This window comes from Streptomyces sp. NBC_01537, from assembly GCF_045040445.1.
Classification (GTDB): Bacteria; Actinomycetota; Actinomycetes; order Streptomycetales; family Streptomycetaceae; genus Actinacidiphila.
In genome coordinates, this window is the sequence record NZ_CP109392.1 from 2,948,939 (window position 1) to 2,967,324 (window position 18,386).

Here is an 18,386-nt window from a genome sequence, read left to right on the forward strand (position 1 = left end):
CGCGCTGAGCTGCACATCCTTGCCTTTCCTTGATCGACGGCATCGACGCGCGGAAATAACCTGCCCGACAAGTTGACGCAATAAAGTCGATCCGACCTCTTGCTCAGGGCTGTCCGGTGGGCCTACCGTCACGGCAGCCAGCAAACGGTTTCTACATCTTCCTCTTGACCATCTCCGAGACGCCCAACTCCCGAAGGATCGCGGTCAGATGAACTCCACCAGCCCCCGCAGAAGACTCACCCGCGCCATCGCCGTGGGTATCGCGCTCACCGGCCTGCTCTCCGCGTGCGGGGGATCCGGCTCCGGAGACGCCTCGTCGGCCGGCCCGGTCACCCTCCAGTTCTGGGGATGGGCCAACGGCCAGGAAGCCGTCGTCAAGGCCTTCAACGCCGCCCACAAGGACGTCCAGCTCAAGTACACCAAGGTCACCGACCAGTTGACCATGCAGAAGCAGCTGACCAACGCCGTCAAGGCCGGCAACGCCCCCTGCCTGCTGCAGAACACCGCCGAGTACGTGACCTCCTGGGTCTCGCAGGACGCGCTCGCCGACATCAGCCAGTACGTCGACGCCGGCAAGGACAAGTTCAACGCCGGCTCCTGGGCCGCCGGCCAGGTGCAGGGAAAGATCTACGGCATCCCGACCGCCTCGGCTCCCGCCTTCACCATCTACCGCACCGACGTCTTCAAGAAGTACGGCCTGAAGGCACCGGCGACCTGGGACGACTTCATCGCCGCGGGCAAGGTGCTGAAGAAGCACGGCGTCCACATCACCAACTACGCCGGTGAGGACCCGAGCACCCTGGAGGTGCTCTCGATGCAGGCCGGGGCCCACTGGTACGCCATCGACGGCAAGTCCTGGAAGGTCGACTTCCAGGACGAGGGCAGCCTCAAGGCGGCGAAGGTGATCCAGACGATCATCGACAACGACCTCAACTCCAAGCTCTCCTTCGCCGACTACGCGGCCGTCCAGCGCAACTACGACGTCGGCGGCACCGTGACCCGGCAGATCTCCACCTGGCAGATGTCCGGCATGGTGCAGAACTTCACCAAGTCCTTCGGCGACTGGGCCCTGTCGCCGTGGCCGACGTTTACCGGCGAGGCCGCCAAGACCCCGGCCGGGACCAACCAGAGCGGCAACCTGACGCTGGTGACCAAGCAGTGCAAGAGCCAGAAGCAGGCCGCCGAGGCGGCGTTGTGGATGTCCACCGACACCGGCGCGGTCAAGACCATGGCCAGCCCGGAGACCGGCAGCGGCGTCATGCCCGCACTGGCCGACAGCTCCTCCTACGTCGACGCGGCGATCTCGCAGAAGCTGCTCGGCGACAACTACGGGCCGGCCAAGCAGGTCGTGACCGACAGCCTGGGCACCATCACCACCGACTGGACCTTCGGCCCGGACTGGACCGCGATGTTCACCGAGCTGCAGAGCGGCTGGGGCAAGGTGGTCGCCAAGCAGCAGACCGTCGCCCAGCTCCTGGCCCACATGCAGGAGTGGACGGTCAACGACCTGAAGTCCCGTGGCATCAGCGTCACAGGCTGAGGCCGAGGGCAACCACTGATGATTCGCTCCCAGCGCTGGAAGGGTGCCGCGTTCACGGTGCCCTTCCAGCTCGGCTTCGTCTTCCTGTACCTGGTGCCGATCGGCTACGCGGTCTACCAGTCCCTCTACCTCCAGCAGCAGTCCGGCCTGGGCCTGGGCGGTTCGACGGAGAAGTTCGTCGGGCTGGACAACTACCTCAAGGGCCTGACCGACTCGGTGTTCATGGGCTCGGTCCTGCGGGTGTTCCTCTTCTCGTGCGTCCAGATCCCGCTGATGCTCGTCATCAGCCTGGTCATGGCCCTGCTGCTGGACGCCCTCACCTCCAGGGCGGCCGGCAGATTCCGAACTCTGCTGCTCGTCCCGTACATGATCCCCGGGGTGGTCGCCGCCCTCGTGTGGGTCAACCTTTACAGCCCCGAGGTGGGCCCGCTGACGTCGCTGGGAAACCTCTTCGGGTTCCACTGGGACTTCTTCGCGCCCTCGATGGTCTGGCCGTCCATCGGCAACCTGCTCACCTGGCACGGCATCGGCTACAACATGGTGATCATCTACGCGGCGCTCCAGAGCGTGCCCCGTGAGCTGTTCGAGGCCGCACAGCTGGACGGTGCGTCGGAGTTCCGTATCGCACGCAGCATCAAGATCCCGTTCGTACGCGGAGCCCTGGTGCTGACCGGTCTGCTCTCCATCATCCAGATGCTCCAGCTCTTCAACGAGCCCGCGCTGTTCCGGAACGTGACGCCGCAGACGGTCGACGACAGCTTCACCCCCATCATGATCATCTACAACCAGGCCTTCAACGCCGGCAACTACCACTACGCCGCCACCCTGTCGGTCCTGCTGGCGCTGATCCTGGGCGTCGCCTCCTTCCTCTTCTACCGGCTGACCTCCAAGGAGGCAGACTGATGCTGACGACCGACAACGGCGCCCAGCAGCCTCCCGCCACGACACCGGTCCGAGCGGTCCGCCGCCTCGCCCACCCCGACGCCGCCGCACGCGGGCGCGGCGGCCAGCGCTTCATCCTGATCGGTCTGGCCCTGGCCAGCGCCTACAGCCTCTTCCCGGTGTGGTGGCTGATCGTGGCCTCCACCAAGGACCGGGTGGGGCTGTACCAGAGCAACGGCATGTGGTTCTCCGGCATGCACCTGTGGCAGAACCTGCACCAGGTGTTCAGTTACGACAACGGCATCTTCCTGCGCTGGACCGCCAACTCCTTCCTGTACGCGGGAGTCGGCTCCGCCGGCGGCACCCTCATCGCCCTCGCCACCGGCTACGGCCTGGCCCGCTTCGATTTCCCCGGGCGGGGCGCGGTCTTCGCGTGCGTGGTCGGCTCGTTCCTCATCCCGCTCGCCCTGCTCACGCTCCCGCTGTACCTGCTGTTCTCGGAGATCGGGCTGGTGGACACCCCCTGGGCCATGCTGATCCCCTGCCTGATCAACCCGTTCAGCGTCTACCTGGCCAAGGTCTACACCGAGGCCACCGTCCCCTTCGAACTCCTGGAGGCCGCCCGCCTGGACGGCGCCGGGGAGCTGCGGATCTTCTTCAGTATCGTGCTGCGGATCATGACCACCGGTGGCGCCACGGTCTTCCTGCTCGCCTTCGTCAACACCTGGAACGCGTTCTTCCTCCCCCTTACCGTGCTGCGCGGCGAGCAGAACTGGACCCTCAACATCGGCCTGTACAACTGGGCCGGCAAGCGCGCGGAGTCCGGCGTCGACCTCACCAGCCTCGTCCTGACCGGCGCGCTGCTGTCCATCGTGCCGATGGCGATCATGATGACCGCGATGCGCCGCTACTGGCAGACGGGCGTCACCCTGGGAGCCCTCAAATGACCCTGCTGCACAACCCGGTCATCCGCGGCTTCGCCCCCGACCCGTCGATGGTCCGGGTCGGCGACTGGTACTACCTGGCCACCAGTTCCTTCGAGTGGTTCCCCACGATCCCCATCCACCGCTCCCGCGACCTGGCCCACTGGGAGTACGCGGGCCATGTACGCGGGGCAGTGCCCGGCGGCTCCCTGGCCGGGGTCCCCGACTCCGGCGGCATCTGGGCGCCCTCGCTGAGCTGGGACGGGGAACGGTTCTGGGTCGTCTACTCCATCGTGCGGTCCGTCGGCACCCGCTACTTCGACCTGGACACGTACGTCACCACCGCCCCTGAGGTGAACGGGAAGTGGACGGAGCCGCGCCGGGTCCCCGGCCATGGCTTCGACCCCTCGCTCTTCCACCACGAGGGACGGCTCTGGCTGCTCAACCTGCAGAGCGACCACCGCCCCGGAGGACGGCGCTTCGCCGGGATCGTCCTGACCGAGCTCGACCGCGACACCCTCGCCCCGGTCGGCGGCACGCGTCTGCTGCTCCAGCACGAACGGCTCGTCGAGGGACCCAAGCTGCTGAAGCGCGACGGCTGGTACTACCTCGTCCTCGCGGAGGGCGGCACGGGCTTCGAGCACGGCGTCCTGGTGGCGCGCAGCCGGGACATCACCGGACCGTACGAGGTCGACAGCCGCCCGCTGCTGACGTCCCGTGACGATCCCTCGCTGCCGCTGCAGAAGGCCGGGCACGGGGAGCTGGTCGAGACGGCCGACGGTCAGTGGGTCCTCAGCCACCTGACGGCCCGCCCCCTGAGTACTGCGGACGGGCCCCGCTGCACGCTCGGCCGGGAGACCGCGATCCAGGCCGTGACCTGGGACGCCGATGGCTGGCCCCGGTTGCGCCAGGGCGGCCGGCACCCGGCGGTCGAGGTCGAGGTCGACGTACCGCCCCACCCCGGTCCGCAGCCACCCGCCGCTCGGACGGGCCCGCTGTCCTGGCCGTGGAGCACGCTGCGCGAAGACGCGGATCCCTCGTGGGCCGACGCGACCGGCCGCCCCGGCCGGATCCGGCTGCGCGGCCGCCAGGGACCCGAGTCGCTGTGGGCCCACAGCCTGCTCGCCCAGCGCGTCACCGAGCACCGGGCGCAGGCCCAGGTGACGGTCGAGGCCAGGCCGCGCACCTTCACCCAGGCCGCCGGTCTGATGCTCTGGTACAACACCAGGGCCTGTCTCTCCCTGGACCTGACCTGGGCGGAGCCCCCGCGCGAAGCCCAGCACGGCCAGCAGTGGCAGGGCACCGGCCGCACCGTGCTCAGCCTCCAGGAACGCGACGAGGAGGGCCTGCGGCAGGTGGCCCTCCTCGACGTCGAGCCGGGACGTCCGGTCACCCTCGGCGTCACCGTCGAGGGCGCCGAGGCCCGGTTCTGGTTCCTCAGGGAGGACGGAGCCCGTACGCCGGTCGGGCCGCCCCTCGACTTCAGCAGGCTCTCCGACGACCACGGATCCGGGCTGCGCTTCACCGGCGCGTTCGCCGGCATCCACGCCGTCGACCTCGTCGACGCCGCCTTCACCGCGGACTTCTCCGGCTTCCGGCTCACCTGCACGCCCGAGTCACGGGAGGTGTCCGAGGGTGCTAGCTGATGGTCCACTTCTGGCTGGCGAGTCCGGTGCCCGTCAGCTGGACGACTGCCGCTCCGGTTGTGGTCGAGCTGTCCAGCACCCCGAGGTGCAGGTCGCTGTTGACGTTGACGATCATGTAGACCTTGCCGGTGTAGCTGCCGACCAGGTCGAAGAAGAACTGCTGGTTGGTGCCGCCGTTGCAGGTCCACTGGATGAGCTGGCGGTTTTCGGCGGTGGACTTGCTGGGGACGTCCAGGCACAGTCCGCTGTTGACGTTCTTGAGCGTGTAGATGTTGTCCGAGACCTTGGTCGCGGTCCACTGCTGGTCCGTGCCACCGGTGGACGTCGCCTGGATGATGTTGGCGTTGGAGCTGGTGGAGGCGCCGGTGACGTCCAGGAGCATCGAGCTGCCCGAGTTCGTCAGCGTGTGCGCCGCCGCGCTCGGCACGCCGCTGCCCGGTGTCCACGTCCCCGCCGCGACATCGAGCGACCAGGTCGGGTACTGGCCGACGTTGACCACGGTGCCGCTGATGGTCATGGGGAGCCAGACGAGCTTGGACGCACCGAGGTCGGAGGTGTTCCAGCGGTCGCCCGCGTAGATGTACGTGGTGCCGGAGGTGCCGGCCACGGTGATGATGTTGGCGGTCTGGCTGCCGTACGTGTGCGTGCCCGGGGCGGCGAAGTTCCTCATCGACGACCAGGTGCCGCTGAGGGAGGTGGCGGTGGCGTAGACGTTGTCGTTCAGGCTCCAGCCGGTCAGGTGCGAGGCCAGCAGGTAGTAGACGCCGTTGCTCTTGATCATGGCGGGCGCCTCGTAGCTGCTGGAGCCGCTGCTGCCCAGGATCGCCACGGTGCTCACCACCGACAGGTAGTCGTCGGAGAGCCGGTCGATGCGCAGGCCGTAGGAACGATCCTCCGACATCAGGTACGCGGTCCCGTCGGTGTCCTGGAAGAGCCCTATGTCACGGCTGAGGTGGCCCAACGGCTGCGAGCTGCCCCGGTAGGTGTAGGTACCGCAGGGCGTGTCGCTGGTGGCGACGCCGACCTTGGCCTCCGAGTAGCTGGTGCTGTCGATATGCATGTACATCACGTACTTGCCGGTCGACGAGTTGTAGATCACCTTCGGCCGCTCCACCACCCGCGACGGGCCCAGGTCGCCGCTGCTCTGCACCGACAGCGCGTCACCGACGAAGGTCCAGCTCGACAGGTCGGTCGAGCTGTAGCAGGCGATGGCCTGGAAGGACGTGTCGGACGAGGTCTCGCCGGTCTTGTCCTCGCCGAAGCCGTACCAGGTGCTGCCCACCTTGATGATGCCCAGGCCGTGCAGTTGCAGGGTGTTGCCACTGGTGTCGGTCCGCGCGTCGCCGGTCGTGAACGTCACGGTGGCGGCGTGGGCAAGCGAAGCGGGTACGAGAAGCGCGGCAAGGCCCGCGAGCAGCGTCACGATCGACGCGACAGCGGTCCGCCACGCGGGACGGCGGCGTCGGGAAGGCTTTCCCTTGAGCATGTTCTACGCCTCTCCATTGAGGTCAGGTGGTGCCGGTCCGCCTGCGTGCGGGCACGGCGTGCCGCCGTCTTCGCTCCAAGTCGGGAGGGACGGTGGGCGGGTGTGGGAGTGGGTGTGGGTGTGGGGAGCCGGGGTGGGGGCTACCGGGGGATACGGAGCCGCCGCGCCGCCTGTGCGCCGGGAGCCGGCGGGCCGACCGGGCGGGGTTGGTGCACGTCATCTCCAAGGGGACTGACGCCGGCCCCACATCGTCATGCTCCGGACCGACCTCCCGAAAGGTGCATCCGTCATATGGCGGGCGGATCAATAACAGTCGACCATGTGATCTCGCGTCAAGATGTGTGCTCGATTTTGTTGGTATCGAGCTTCCTCCCGAGTGGCATCGGGACGGCGATTTGCCGGATTTTACGGCGCGGACCTCATATGACACGCACGTGTAACGATGCCGGAACCTGACCGTCCAGCGGTTGACCCTTCGAACGAGTAAGGCGTACAACAACCCAAGCACGTCAGGAAACGTTAGTTCATGGTTCTTTTTGTTTGAGCAGTGAGCTTCAGTCGTTGTGAGGAACACGCCACCCCCGCCCTCCGGCGGCGGCCCTCGCCGGGCCGACACGACGCCCTGCTCTCTTTTTCGTGCGATTCACTCAATGGAGAGGTGCGCCAGCCATGGAAACGTCAGGAAGCCAGGACCAGCCGAACCGGCACCGGGCGGTCCCCTCGGGGGCGTTGTCCCGGCGGGGGCTCCTCAAGGGAGCGGCGGTCACGGCGGGTGTCGCCGCAGCGGGCTTCGCCACCATGCGCACGGCTGCCGCGGCGGACGCCTCGATGACCGCGACTTCGCCCGATGGCAAGAACAAGATCACGGCGTCCCTGGTGGGCGGGGTGCTCCAGTGGTCGGCCAAGCGCAACGCCACGACCGTCATCGACACCTCGGTCCTGGGCCTGAAGTTGAGCAGCGGGACCACACTGGGCGCCGGCAGCACGACGGTGACGGCCTACCAGCACTGGACCAAGGACAGCACCTGGACCCCGGTCTTCGGCCGCAACGCCACGATCCGGGACTACTACCAGGAGATGCGCTGGAACCTCCAGGACGGCGCCAGCGGCGTCAATTTCAGTGTCCAGCTCCGCGCCTACAACACCGGCGTCGCGCTGCGCTACGTCCTGCTCGACACCGGCAGCGCCACCATCTCCGACGAGCTCACCACCTGGGTCTTCCCTGCCAACACCACCATCTACAGCGCCCGCGACGAGGACGCCTACACCGCGATCGCGCCGGACGCCATCCCATACACCGGCACCTCCAGCACCGACTACGGCTACCTGAGCGACCTCCCGCTGCTGGCCTCCCTGGACAGCGGGCTCTTCGCCACCATCTGTGAATCCTCCCGCGTCAACTACCCGCGCTCCATGCTCAGCTCGGTCACCGGGGCGAGCACCACGCTCAAGACCTACCTGATGCAGAAATCCGCTCGCTCCTCCGGTACGACGCAGACCACCTCGACCGTCACCACGCCGTTCAGCACGCCCTGGCGGGTGATGGTGCTCGGGTCCGAGGAGGCCGACCTGATCGACAACGCCGAGCTGGTGCTGAATCTGGCCCCGGCCTGCGCCCTGTCGGACACCTCCTGGATCAAGCCCGGCAAGGTCTTCCGCTGCGAACTGACCACCGCCGCCGGCACCGAGGGCGTGGACTTCGCCGTCGCCCGCAATCTCGACTACATCGAGTACGACGCGGGATGGTACGGGCCGGAGTTCACCACGACCGACGCCACCGCCGCGATCTCGGCCATCGACCTGCCCACGGTGATCGACTACGCCACGACCCACAGCGTCGGTGTCTTCCTCTACGTCAACCGCATCGCCCTGACGGACCCGGACACGCTGTTCGCCCTCTACAAGAGCTGGGGCGTGGCCGGCATCAAACTGGGCTTCATCAACGACGGCACCCAGACCATGACCAACCAGATCATCACCTGGGCCAAGACCGCCGCCAAGTACAACCTGCTGATAGACATGCACGACGACGTCCGGCCCTGGGGCTACGAGCGCACCTACCCCAACTGGATCAGCCTGGAAGGCGTCCGGGGCAACGAGCAGTTCCCGACGGCCACCAACAACGTCCTGCTGCCCTTTGCCCGCAACGTCGGCGGCCCGATGGACTACACCATCTGCTACGGCCAGTCCCGCGACCAGACCACCAACAACCACCAGCTGGCGATGGCCGCCGTCTACTACCAGCCGCTGAACTTCCTCTACTGGTACTCCAAGCCCTCCGCCTACGCCACCACCGCCAACTGGCCCGGCCTGGCCTGGTTCGACGCCATCCCCACCACCTGGGACCAGAGCACAGCCGTCGCGGCCTCCATCGGCGAGTACGTCGCGGTCGCCCGCCGCAGCGGAACCACCTGGTTCCTCGGGGCGATGAACAACGAGACCGCGCGAACCCTGTCGCTCCCGCTGGACTTCCTCGACAGCGGCACCAGCTACACCGCCACCGTCTACGCCGACGGAACAGCCGGAAGCACCCCGCACGCGACCCCCACCGTGGTCAGCACCCAGACGGTCACCTCGGCCACCACACTGAGCGTGACCATGACCAGCGCGGGCGGACAGGCGGTCATCCTGACGCCGGCGAGCTGACAGAAGCTGTTGTCCAACCCCATTCCGGATCAGGCTGAGGGGCCTGGTGCCGTCGAATCCAAGGCGGAGGAGGGAGTCGACGCGGAGCGTCGGCGACCGACGACAACACCGGAGGCGGCGGTGCCAGGCTCCTCAGACCCGGAAGGGGGCTGGACAACAGCTTCTCAGGGCAGCCGCACCGTCAGGCGCAGCAGGCGGGTGTTCTGGGTGGCGGAGAAGTTGTCGTCGCTGATGAGCAGCAGTTCGTTCAGGCCGTTGCGGCCCTTGCCGGGGGCGAGGGTCATTCCCTCGTAGTTGTCCAGCAGCGGGTTGGGCTGCGGCTCGGGAGCGGTCGCGCCGAGGGACGGGCACTGGGCGACGTCGGCGACCAGGGTCTTCTTCGCCGGCAGGGCGGTGCCCGCGTCGCCGAGGTCGCCGACATGGGTGACATCGGCGGAGCGGGTGATGTGCGGGGCGGCGTAGACCTTGATCGTGTTGCCGTAGCCGGCGGTGAACGCGGCCTCCAGGACGAGCAGTCCGTGGGAGCCGTAGGCGGCGACCTCGGAGATGCGGTTTCCGGGGTCGACCTGGTAGCCGATCTCCTTGACGAGGTCGTAGGCGTGGTGGCGGTCGAGGCGGTAGACCAGGATGCGGCGGTCGGTCGCGTCGCCGGTGGCGCTGATGTCGCCGCTGAGGACGCCTTCCATGGCGGCGTAGACCGTACGGCCGTCGGGGGAGACGGTCAGGCCTTCGAGGGTGGCGTTCTTGGTGGCTTCGCCGGCGGGGGCGACCAGGAAGCGGGCCGGGATGGCGAGTTCGGAACGCTGGATGCCGTCGCGGCCGAACACGCGGACCGAGGGCTCGGTCTCGGAGCTGACGAGGTAGTCGCCGCCCGGCAGTACGGCCAGGCCTTCGCCGTCGAAGTCGTTCTCGTCGTAGGCCGTGCCGTCGGGCCGGCGCAGCACCAGGCTGCCGGTCACGTGGGGGTCGGCCGGGTCGTCGAAGAACCAGATCTCGGCGAGTTCGCCGGTGCTGTGGTCGACGACGGAGCCGTAGGCGTGGCGGCGGGAGTCATAGGCCAGCGCGGACAGGCCGCCGACAGTGTCGCCGTCGACCACCAGCTTGTTCAGGGCGTCGCTGTAGCCCTCGGCCCAGGCGTTGGGGCTGCAGGCGAGCGCTGTGGGCGGCGTGCTCGGCGCGTGGGCCTGCGCGGTGGCGGCCGGTATCGCGACCGGCGAGGCCAGCAGCAGGGCGGCGACGGTGGCGGCCCGGGCGCGGCGGCTGCGGCGGCTGCGGCGGGATCGGGTCGGGTGCGGCGGCTGGGACGCGGACACGCGTACTCCTTCGGCGTAAGCGGCGAGGCGTCCCCAGCCTGGCATCCGGCGTTCTGTCGACAAGGAGGCTTCGGTAGAACTTTCGGCCTCGGGCACACAACCTTTGCCGAAACGGCCGTTCCTCAGTGACCGCTCCAGCTGCCGTACCCGTACCCATAGCCGTTGCCGTAGCCATAACCGGATCCGTATCCATAGCCGGATCCGCCCGAATAGCAGTAGTAGTAGCAGCTGTTGGTGCCCGAATCCGTGGCGGAGGCCGATGGCGACGCGCTGGTGGCCGGCGGGGTGGAGGCCGGGCTCGAAGTCGGGACCGGAGCCGGCGCGGACGTGGTGGCGGCGACCGTGGCGGCGACCTGGACCAGGGAGTCGCCGATGGCGGTCCCGGAGGTGGCATCGGTCTGGGGGGACGGCGCGGAGGTGTCGGTCAGCCACTGCTGGAGCGTGGTGTCGTCACGGGCCTTCAGGACCAGGGCGGCTCCGTCCTGCCGGGAAACAGGCGTCACGGCCAGCTCCTCGCTCCAGCGGGGCACCAGGACGCCCTGGAGGGTGAAGTCGTATCGGACGTTCATGCCACCGGACTTGGAGGAATCCGTGCAGTTGCCCAGTTCGATGGAGAAGTTCCGGCTGGAGGTGAGGCAGAGGCCGAGGTCGGCGAGGCTGCGCAGCTGTCCGTCGGGCTCGTACAGCCACTGCTGAGTGGCCGACGAGCTGCACTCCGCGGCGACCGCACCCGCGTGCAGGGTGGGTACGTCACCGTCGACGTCGAGGCACAGCCCGGTCTCGGCGTCGTGCAGACGGCCGCTCATGGTGCCGGTCGGCCGGTCGCCGGTCGTGACCCAGGAGGGCTTCGCGCCGGGCGGGGCGGAGGCGCCCGTGGTGCCGGGCGCGGCGCTGTTCCCGCTCGTACCGCCGGACCAGGGGCTGGACCACAGGGCCAGGGGGACGAGGACGCAGCCGCTGACCCCCAGTGCGGCCAGGGCGATCTGGCGGGCGCCGGGGAAGCGCGATGCGTGCGAAGAACGGGACCGGGAGTGGGAACGCGCCGAGTGGCGGGGCCCCAGGTCAAGTTCGGCGACGGGTTCCGGCGCGCGGACCGCTGCCGGCGCCGGCAGCGGGAGCGAAGCGCGGTACGGGGCCGGGGCAGGACCCGCGCCCGTGCCCGCGGCCGTGCCCGGGAACGAGCCCGAGAGCTGACGCGGAACCGGGAACGACGGCCCGGCCGGGGCGGCGGCCGCGTCGACGGCGGCGCGGCGCGCCGGTCGGGAGTCCAGGTAGGGCCGGGCGCCCCAGCCGAGTACGGCCTCCGCGAGGAGCAGCGCCGTACGGCCGCCGGAGTGGTCGAGCTGGCCTGCGGCGTAGCGGCAGTGCGCGCACCTGGCCATGTGCCGTCGCAGATCCGGGTCGAGGGCGGCGTCACCTCGCCGGACGGAGACGTCCAGCAGCCGGCTGTACTGGCGGCACTCCTCCGCCGGGGCGAGATCACGGTGGGCCAGCAGGCACCCTTCTCGGAGCAGTTCACGCGCCCTCTCCAGCTCGAGGCTGGCTTCCTCCCCGCCGAGCCCGAGCAGCCCTGCCGGCTTCCGCAGCCCCTCCGCCTCGACCGTCCGGTGCCACAGCAGGCAGCGCGCGGGCTCCGCCAGCCCCTGGAACGCCCGGAACACCAACCGCCTGTTGTCCGACGGCGGAAGCCGCCAGCCGACCCCGGCCGCACGGTCCCGCGCATGCGGCCGGGACTGCAGCTCCGGATGTACCAGTTCACGCCGCTCGCCCGTCGCCCACTCCCCCGCGATACGGAGTGCGGTGGCCAGCAGGTGCGGCCGCCAGGCCGCCGTCGGCCCGGTCTGCCGCGTGGCTTCCCCGAACACCCTGGTGAAAACGGTCGTGGTGAGCATTCCGGCGGCCTGCGGGCCTGCCGTGCACAGACCCGCGTAATCGAAGACCGCGTCCCAATGCCGGGACAGCAGTTCGCCTGCAGGGTGGTGTGCGGGGCTTTTTCCCGAAGAGTTCCTCAGTTCGAGGGCGAGCTGATCGTCCGTCATATCGAACAGTTGATCTGCGTGAGGAGAATTCGACCGGACGGAGTCTTTCACGTCCCATTCCCTTCCGAGGGCCGAGCAGGAAAAAAGTCCGAACCAATGGATGCCGATGCCCAGGACCACGAGCGGACCAAACACGCGCGAGGATGCTGAATTGTTCGCGCACCGACAAGTCTGCACACCTTCGCACACACTAAGGACACAGAACAAGAGACTCTGTCTTGTTTCTGGATACTCCACGAGCACGGGACATGACAAAGCGTCAACCAGCCCGAATTAATGGGGAGTCGGCAGGGGTGATTCGTGAGTTACCCGGCGTACGCACCCGTTTTGGGCGGGAGCCGGACCGTCACAAAGTGGTGGTCAACCCGCCGTCGATGACAAAGTCCGCGCCGGTCACGTTCCCGGCCCGATCCCCGGCAAGCATCACAACGAGATCCGCCACTTCCTCCGGCCGGGTGAACCGACCGGTCACCGTGCTGTCCGCGACCTGCTTGGCCACCTCGTCGGGTGCGCTCCCACTCGCCCTGCCGACGGTCGACGCGACACCTTCCTCACCGAGCCACAAATCGGTCGCGACCGGACCCGGACTCACGGTGTTCACCCGAACACCGTGCGAACCGACCTCCTTGGAGAGCGCCTTGCTGAAGTTGGCCAATGCCGCCTTCGAAGCGCAATAGTCGATGACCCCGGGGTCCGGCAGGAAGGAATTCACCGAGCAGACCGTCACGATGCTGCCCGCCCCACGCTCGATGAGGTGCGGCAACGCCGCCCGGGTCGAACGGACCGCCGACAGGAAGTTGATGGTCAGCGCCGAGAGCCAGTCCTCGTCGGTGACGGACAGGAATCCACCCGGTCGCGGGTGCGCCGCCCCCACGTTGTTGACGAGGATGTCGACGCCCCCGAATGCGGACACCGCCTCTGCCACGAGCCGTGCCGGGCCGTCCGGAGTTCCCAGGTCCACCACCACAGGGCGGACCGGGAAGGCGGCAGAGAGCCGCGTCAGTTCCTCGGTGATGTGCCTCGCGCCGGCGACCACACTGGCGCCCTCATCAGCCAGCGCCCGCGTGACCGCGAGCCCGATTCCCTTGCTCGCACCGGTGACGACAGCGGTCTTGCCCGAGAGACCCAGATCCATACGGCCACGCTACGCGCCCCGAAGGCACCTCGCCGTGACGGCAGTGACGTCGGTGACGTCAGATCGAGAACTCACACCACACGATCTTGCCCGGCACCCGCTCCCCGACCCCCCACTTGTCCGACAGCGCCTCGACCAGCAGCAACCCCCGGCCCGACTCGTCCGCCTCCTCCACCGGGATCCGAGGGCTCCCGTCCCCACTGTCGTGCAGCTCGATCCGCAGGACAGCGGATCCGTCCATCCGGATGTGGATACGGAAGCCGCGCCCAGGCGGGACGCCGTGCAGCAGCGCGTTCGTCGCCAACTCGCTCACGCACAGCACGATGTCGTCCACTCGCGGCGTCCTGATGCCCCAATCGGTCAGCGTGCGGCGCGTCAACTCACGTGCGGCGGGCACGGATCGGCGCGTGCGCGGGTAGAAGTACTCACAATTGCCAGTCATGCATCAAGCGTCGCTCTCTGTCACTAGTATTCAGCAGTACGTCAGCCCGTACGGATCGGCTGTACGAGCATGTGCGAGGTCATGTACGGGCACGGGTGGGGAGTTGAGGGCTCAGGGGCCTCGCGAATGGGTGGGGCGGCGTCGCGTGGCGATGGGCGGCGCCTGGCGGCGTTGTCGTCGGTCGCCGCAGCTCCGCTGCGCCTCCCTCCTCCGCCTTGCCAACCTTGCCCCTCACCCCGCTCCTTCACCCGCCCCACCCATTCGCGAGGCCCCTTATGCACCCCTCACAGAAACCGAAGAAGCAGCTCGGCTCCAGCATCGGTCTGGTCGGTGCCCAGGTCGCCAACTTCCGCCGTGCCGCCGGATTTACGCAACGTGAGCTGGCGGAGCAGCTCTGCGCCTCCGAGGACCTGATCGCCTCGATCGAGCAGGGCCGGCGCGCCCTGAAGCCCGATCTGGCCGAGCAGCTCGACGACCTGCTGGAGACCAAGCGCGCGCTGGCTGTGGCGGTGGCCAATCTGCCGGAGATCGACGCCTTCCCGGTCTGGGCGATGGAGTACATCGACCTGGAACGCGAAGCCATCACTCTCTCGATCTACGCCAACCAGGTCCTCCCCGGCCAGCTCCAGACCGAGAGTTACGCTCGCGCCGTGTTCCGCAGCAGGGTTCCCACCCTGAGCGAGGAGGAGATCGAGCAGCAGGTGGCGGCCCGAATCGCCCGGCAGGACATCCTCCATCGCAAGGTCCCGCCGACCGCCAGTTTCATCGTCGCCGAGGCAATCCTGATGGACCGACTCGGCAACAACGAGACATACGCCGAACAACTGCACCACCTGCGCGAATACGCCGATCTGCCGGGGCTCACGCTCCAGGTGATGCCGTTCGGCCGCCACACCCATGCCGCCCTCGACGGCCCCTTCGTCCTGCTGGAAAACCCCGACCATCTGCTCTTCGCGTACACCGAGACCCAGCGCGGCAGCCACCTCACATCCCACGGCGACGAGGTCAGCATCCTGGCTCAGAAATATGCGATGCTGCGATCACAGGCCCTCAATCCCGAAGACACCAAAGGCCTGTTGGACCGGCTGCTAGGAGAGCAATGAACGGCGCACGGGAGTGGTTCAAGTCCAGCTACAGCGGCAGCGAAGGCGGGGAGTGCCTCGAAGTCGCCTACGCCTGGCGCAAGTCCAGTTACAGCGGCGACGAAGGCGGCGCCTGCGTCGAGGTCGCCGCCCACCCCGCCGCCGTCCACGTACGCGACTCCAAGGACCCCGCCGCGGGCGACCTCACCTTCAGCCCCGCCGCCTGGACCGCCTTCGCGGCGTTCGTCACTCGTCGCTAACCCGGCGCGACGGACCAGGCCCTGGGGACCACCCGCCGGGCGGCTGCGTAGAGCAGGTACGCGAGCGCCGCGCCGGCGGTGTTGAGGATGAGGTCGTCCACGTCGAAGCTGCGGCCGGTGAGGCAGAAGCCCTGGATGGTCTCGACGATCAGCATTCCGGCCCCGGTCACGAGGGTGACTTGGCGCACGCCATCAAGGCGGCGGGAGACGAGGGGAAGCAGGATTCCGAGAGGGGCGCAGAGGAGCAGGTTGCCGCCCACTTCGAGGAGGAAGGTCGAGATCGACGAGTGGTCGATGTAAAAGCGGATCGTGCGCCCGGGCACGACGTTGTTGTAGGTGACATCCGCCGCGGAAGCGACGGGAATGAGAGTTGTCTGAGCGAGGGCGATCGCGTAGAGAATCAAGGCGATGCGGCTCTTGCGCATGTCATCGCCTCCCGGCAGATGCAGTTGGTCAGGGCGGCGAGGCGGGTAAGCGGTGGGGGTGCTGCCGCGCACCCGCCTCGGGTGCCTGGGTCGGTCAGCCGCCGATGGGGCGCTTGCGCTCCACCTTCTTGACGACCTTCTTGGCGACGGGCTTGGCCGGGGCGTGCTTCTTGTGGTGCTTGGCGGCCGGCTTGGTGACGGGGACGATCTTGGTGAAGGCCATGATGTTCTCCTTGTGGTTTCCGTCTCGCCCTTTCGGCTTCGACATGGAAAACATTACGCGCTCATTTCGCGAGCGCCCACCAATTCCCGTTAGATGACAATGAATTAGCCGTGAGATCCGCTCTCAGTTACCGGTTGCATTTCACGGAAATATCTGTGACAGAACCACAACATATCCGCAGTACCCCGCACTTCACGCTGTTCCCGCCCAGGGTCTACCCAGCGGTAACGGGGAGCCCCTACGCTCCTGGGCAGTTCATCCCCCCACGGTGGAAGGCGGCAGGTCCATGCGCATACGGCACGCGGCAAGATGGGTCATCGGGGCACTCGCGGCGACGGCGCTCACCGTCACCGCGCTGGGCGGGTCGGCGCAGGGGGCAGCGCCGAAGCTGTCTGCGGCGACGACGGTGGGCGTGCACAACGCCTACCAGAAGGCCACGTACACGTACTTCGCCAACGCGCTGGACTCCGGCTCGTCGTTGCTGGAGATCGACATCTGGACGGACAGCATCAGCAAGCGGTGGCGGGTCAGCCACAGCAACCCGCTGGGCAACGACAACAACTGCGAGTACGCGAGCAAGCCGGCCGACCTGTACAGCAAGGCCCGCAACCAGGACTTCGGCAGCTGCCTGGACAACATCGCGGCCTGGCAGCAACTGCACCCCGACCACCGGCCGATCACCTTCAAGATCGAGATGAAGAACGGCTACAACAACACCGCGGGCCTCGGCCCCGACGAGTTGGACGCCCTCATCTCCGCCAAGCTCGGCAGCAGCGTTTTCGCTCCGTCCGACCTCCTCGGCTCCACCTACAGCACCCTCGACGCCGCCGCCCAGGCCGACGCCTGGCCCAGCCGTGACGCCCTCGCCGGCAAGGTGATGTTCGAGGTCATCCCCGGCACCTTCGAGAAGGCCAACCCCTTCGACTCCTACTGGACGGACGAGGAGTACGCGGACTACCTGCGGGATCTGTACGCCGCCGGCAACATCTCGAAGGCCCAGATGTTCCCCGCCGTCCTCGACGCCGCCGCCGGTGACCCGCGCACGCGCTACTCCGACACGACCATCCGCCCCTGGTTCGTGGTCTTCGACGGCGATGCGGCGACCTACGTCAACAACGGCTACGACACCGCCTGGTACGACAACCGCCACTACCTCCTCATCATGACCGGCGCCGCAGGCGTCTCCCCCGCCATCTCCTCCACCGCACCGACGGAGGCGGAGGCCCTGGCCCGGCTGTCCCTGCTCGCGGCGGACCACGCGAGCATCATCACCGCGGACTGGTCGGCGCTGTCGACTACCGTGCTTGGCGCGGTCACGACACGCGGGTAGGGGGTGGAAGGGCCCGCTGACCACCGTTTTCAAGGCCGGTGGCCCACATCACCTTCGGTTGATTAGGCGGTGGGCCGGGAATGCCGTAGAGTGGGACCAGTCGCGGCCCCACCCCCCTGGCCCGCGGCAACAGAAGAGGCCCTCGTGGCGTCGTACAACGACGCCGAGGGCCTTTTCGGCTTTCGGGGCTGCGGGGACCGGCGGACGGAGTCCGGCGCAGCGGCCCGAAGCGAGCGAAGCGCCCGCGAAGGACGCCAAAAAAAGAGGGGCACGACGCCGAGGGCCTTTTCGGCTTTCGCGCGGCTCAGCGTTCGCGCTCGCGTTCCTGGACCCGCAGCTCGAACCATGTGGTCTTGCCGCGCGGCAGGAGGTCGACGCCCCAGCGGTCGGCGAGCTTGTCGATGAGGAAGAGGCCGCGGCCGCTGATGTCGAGGTCGCGGACGGGCATGAGGCAGGGCAGGGCGCGGGAGGGGTCGCGGACTTCTACGCGGATCCAGCCGCGGCGGCGCAGCATGCGCAGGCCGAAGGTGCGGGCACCGGTGTGGCGGACGGCGTTGCCGACGAGCTCGGAGACGAGGAGTTCGACGACCTCGGTCTTCTGGGGGAGGGCCCAGGAGCGGAGGACGGAGCCGGAGAGCCGGCGGGCGACGCCGGCGGATTCGGGGCGGGAGCAGAGGCGTACCTCTTCGAGGGAGGGGTCGCCGAGGAGATCGAGGGAAGTCATGTCGTCCGCAGCCGCAGCCGCTACGGGCTGCGCGGGTACCACGGGCGTCGCCACGGGTGGTGTCGTGGGTGCCCATCCCGCAGGGGGTGTGGTGATCACCCTCTGCGGTCGCTCCGATGCTCCCTGCCCCGCCATGCCTTTCATGATGGCCGTACTGACGGCGGTTCGGGGCGGATCGGGGGAATTGGACTGCCGGAACCTTTGCTTCCGGGCAGGGGCTATGGCATATGCCGAGGGCACCGACGGGCCTGACGCGGCATCAGTGAGCTGCGACGTTGAGTAGTCGATCG

Annotated in this window: 16 protein-coding genes; 8 read left to right on the forward strand and 8 right to left on the reverse strand. The window is 68.2% G+C overall.

The window, feature by feature from the left end; genetic code table 11:
- Nucleotides 1-208: 208 nt before the first annotated feature.
- From OG607_RS13520 to OG607_RS13535, 4 genes are read left to right on the forward strand one after another with little or no spacing between them, the layout of a single operon-like run.
- Nucleotides 209-1,540: an ABC transporter substrate-binding protein gene (locus OG607_RS13520; RefSeq protein WP_405722917.1), complete on the forward strand. Its 1,332-nt coding sequence runs from the start codon at nucleotides 209-211 to the stop codon at nucleotides 1,538-1,540.
- Nucleotides 1,541-1,558: 18 nt separating this feature from the next.
- Nucleotides 1,559-2,443 carry a carbohydrate ABC transporter permease gene (locus OG607_RS13525; RefSeq protein WP_405722919.1) on the forward strand — a complete coding sequence of 295 codons (885 nt, stop codon included), beginning with the start codon at nucleotides 1,559-1,561 and terminating at the stop codon, nucleotides 2,441-2,443.
- Nucleotides 2,443-3,369 (forward strand): carbohydrate ABC transporter permease, encoded by a 927-nt coding sequence (locus OG607_RS13530; protein ID WP_405722921.1) that lies wholly within the window; start codon nucleotides 2,443-2,445, stop codon nucleotides 3,367-3,369. Before OG607_RS13525 ends, OG607_RS13530 begins: the two co-directional genes overlap by 1 nt.
- On the forward strand, nucleotides 3,366-4,991 hold the full coding sequence (locus tag OG607_RS13535) for a glycoside hydrolase family 43 protein (RefSeq protein ID WP_405722924.1): 1,626 nt from the start codon (nucleotides 3,366-3,368) through the stop codon (nucleotides 4,989-4,991). Before OG607_RS13530 ends, OG607_RS13535 begins: the two co-directional genes overlap by 4 nt.
- Here the strand turns inward: OG607_RS13535 and OG607_RS13540 are convergent.
- The gene (locus OG607_RS13540) at nucleotides 4,984-6,477 is read right to left on the reverse strand and encodes an RICIN domain-containing protein (RefSeq protein WP_405722926.1); all 1,494 of its coding nucleotides are present in this window, start codon (nucleotides 6,475-6,477) and stop codon (nucleotides 4,984-4,986) included. The two genes, OG607_RS13535 and OG607_RS13540, sit on opposite strands and share 8 nt — an antisense overlap.
- 669 nt (nucleotides 6,478-7,146) lie before the next feature.
- Between OG607_RS13540 and OG607_RS13545 the strand changes: the two genes are divergently transcribed.
- The gene (locus tag OG607_RS13545) at nucleotides 7,147-9,123 is read left to right on the forward strand and encodes a glycoside hydrolase family 97 catalytic domain-containing protein (RefSeq protein WP_405722929.1); all 1,977 of its coding nucleotides are present in this window, start codon (nucleotides 7,147-7,149) and stop codon (nucleotides 9,121-9,123) included.
- Nucleotides 9,124-9,287: 164 nt separating this feature from the next.
- Here OG607_RS13545 and OG607_RS13550 read toward each other — a convergent pair whose 3' ends face one another.
- The 4 genes from OG607_RS13550 to OG607_RS13565 form a co-directional block, all read right to left on the reverse strand.
- The gene (locus tag OG607_RS13550) at nucleotides 9,288-10,436 is read right to left on the reverse strand and encodes an esterase-like activity of phytase family protein (protein WP_405722931.1); all 1,149 of its coding nucleotides are present in this window, start codon (nucleotides 10,434-10,436) and stop codon (nucleotides 9,288-9,290) included.
- 122 nt (nucleotides 10,437-10,558) lie between these two features.
- Complete coding sequence (locus tag OG607_RS13555; RefSeq protein ID WP_405722934.1) at nucleotides 10,559-12,475, reverse strand: RICIN domain-containing protein; 1,917 nt, start codon at nucleotides 12,473-12,475, stop codon at nucleotides 10,559-10,561.
- A gap of 346 nt (nucleotides 12,476-12,821) precedes the next feature.
- Nucleotides 12,822-13,610, reverse strand: coding sequence for an SDR family NAD(P)-dependent oxidoreductase (locus tag OG607_RS13560; RefSeq protein ID WP_405722937.1), 789 nt, complete (start codon nucleotides 13,608-13,610; stop codon nucleotides 12,822-12,824).
- A 58-nt stretch (nucleotides 13,611-13,668) separates the two neighbouring features.
- On the reverse strand, nucleotides 13,669-14,052 hold the full coding sequence (locus OG607_RS13565) for an ATP-binding protein (RefSeq protein ID WP_405722938.1): 384 nt from the start codon (nucleotides 14,050-14,052) through the stop codon (nucleotides 13,669-13,671).
- 275 nt (nucleotides 14,053-14,327) lie between these two features.
- Here OG607_RS13565 and OG607_RS13570 point away from each other — a divergent pair, with 275 nt between their 5' ends.
- The gene (locus OG607_RS13570) at nucleotides 14,328-15,155 is read left to right on the forward strand and encodes a Scr1 family TA system antitoxin-like transcriptional regulator (RefSeq protein WP_405722940.1); all 828 of its coding nucleotides are present in this window, start codon (nucleotides 14,328-14,330) and stop codon (nucleotides 15,153-15,155) included.
- Entirely contained in the window at nucleotides 15,152-15,394 is a 243-nt protein-coding gene (locus OG607_RS13575) for a DUF397 domain-containing protein (RefSeq protein ID WP_405722943.1), read from the forward strand. The genes OG607_RS13570 and OG607_RS13575 overlap by 4 nt, the downstream gene beginning before the upstream one ends.
- Here OG607_RS13575 and OG607_RS13580 read toward each other — a convergent pair.
- Entirely contained in the window at nucleotides 15,391-15,819 is a 429-nt protein-coding gene (locus OG607_RS13580) for a VanZ family protein (RefSeq protein ID WP_405722945.1), read from the reverse strand. The genes OG607_RS13575 and OG607_RS13580 overlap by 4 nt on opposite strands.
- A gap of 94 nt (nucleotides 15,820-15,913) precedes the next feature.
- Nucleotides 15,914-16,042 (reverse strand): hypothetical protein, encoded by a 129-nt coding sequence (locus OG607_RS13585; protein WP_405722947.1) that lies wholly within the window; start codon nucleotides 16,040-16,042, stop codon nucleotides 15,914-15,916.
- A gap of 286 nt (nucleotides 16,043-16,328) precedes the next feature.
- On the opposite strand from OG607_RS13585, the gene OG607_RS13590 reads away from it, so the two are divergent.
- Nucleotides 16,329-17,372 (forward strand): phosphatidylinositol-specific phospholipase C domain-containing protein, encoded by a 1,044-nt coding sequence (locus tag OG607_RS13590; RefSeq protein WP_405722949.1) that lies wholly within the window; start codon nucleotides 16,329-16,331, stop codon nucleotides 17,370-17,372.
- A gap of 304 nt (nucleotides 17,373-17,676) precedes the next feature.
- Here OG607_RS13590 and OG607_RS13595 read toward each other — a convergent pair whose 3' ends face one another.
- Nucleotides 17,677-18,243: an ATP-binding protein gene (locus OG607_RS13595; RefSeq protein WP_405736739.1), complete on the reverse strand. Its 567-nt coding sequence runs from the start codon at nucleotides 18,241-18,243 to the stop codon at nucleotides 17,677-17,679.
- Nucleotides 18,244-18,386 lie beyond the last annotated feature (143 nt).

What these genes read in the sequence shown, in the direction of transcription:
- OG607_RS13520 (WP_405722917.1), top strand. Translation starts at nt 209, where the DNA reads ATGAACTCCACCAGCCCCCGCAGAAGACTCACCCGCGCCATCGCCGTG.
- OG607_RS13525 (WP_405722919.1), top strand. Translation starts at nt 1,559, where the DNA reads ATGATTCGCTCCCAGCGCTGGAAGGGTGCCGCGTTCACGGTGCCCTTC.
- OG607_RS13530 (WP_405722921.1), top strand. Translation starts at nt 2,443, where the DNA reads ATGCTGACGACCGACAACGGCGCCCAGCAGCCTCCCGCCACGACACCG.
- OG607_RS13535 (WP_405722924.1), top strand. Translation starts at nt 3,366, where the DNA reads ATGACCCTGCTGCACAACCCGGTCATCCGCGGCTTCGCCCCCGACCCG.
- OG607_RS13540 (WP_405722926.1), bottom strand. Translation starts at nt 6,477, where the DNA reads ATGCTCAAGGGAAAGCCTTCCCGACGCCGCCGTCCCGCGTGGCGGACC.
- OG607_RS13545 (WP_405722929.1), top strand. Translation starts at nt 7,147, where the DNA reads ATGGAAACGTCAGGAAGCCAGGACCAGCCGAACCGGCACCGGGCGGTC.
- OG607_RS13555 (WP_405722934.1), bottom strand. Translation starts at nt 12,475, where the DNA reads ATGACGGACGATCAGCTCGCCCTCGAACTGAGGAACTCTTCGGGAAAA.
- OG607_RS13560 (WP_405722937.1), bottom strand. Translation starts at nt 13,610, where the DNA reads ATGGATCTGGGTCTCTCGGGCAAGACCGCTGTCGTCACCGGTGCGAGC.
- OG607_RS13565 (WP_405722938.1), bottom strand. Translation starts at nt 14,052, where the DNA reads ATGACTGGCAATTGTGAGTACTTCTACCCGCGCACGCGCCGATCCGTG.
- OG607_RS13570 (WP_405722940.1), top strand. Translation starts at nt 14,328, where the DNA reads ATGCACCCCTCACAGAAACCGAAGAAGCAGCTCGGCTCCAGCATCGGT.
- OG607_RS13575 (WP_405722943.1), top strand. Translation starts at nt 15,152, where the DNA reads ATGAACGGCGCACGGGAGTGGTTCAAGTCCAGCTACAGCGGCAGCGAA.
- OG607_RS13580 (WP_405722945.1), bottom strand. Translation starts at nt 15,819, where the DNA reads ATGCGCAAGAGCCGCATCGCCTTGATTCTCTACGCGATCGCCCTCGCT.
- OG607_RS13585 (WP_405722947.1), bottom strand. Translation starts at nt 16,042, where the DNA reads ATGGCCTTCACCAAGATCGTCCCCGTCACCAAGCCGGCCGCCAAGCAC.
- OG607_RS13590 (WP_405722949.1), top strand. Translation starts at nt 16,329, where the DNA reads ATGCGCATACGGCACGCGGCAAGATGGGTCATCGGGGCACTCGCGGCG.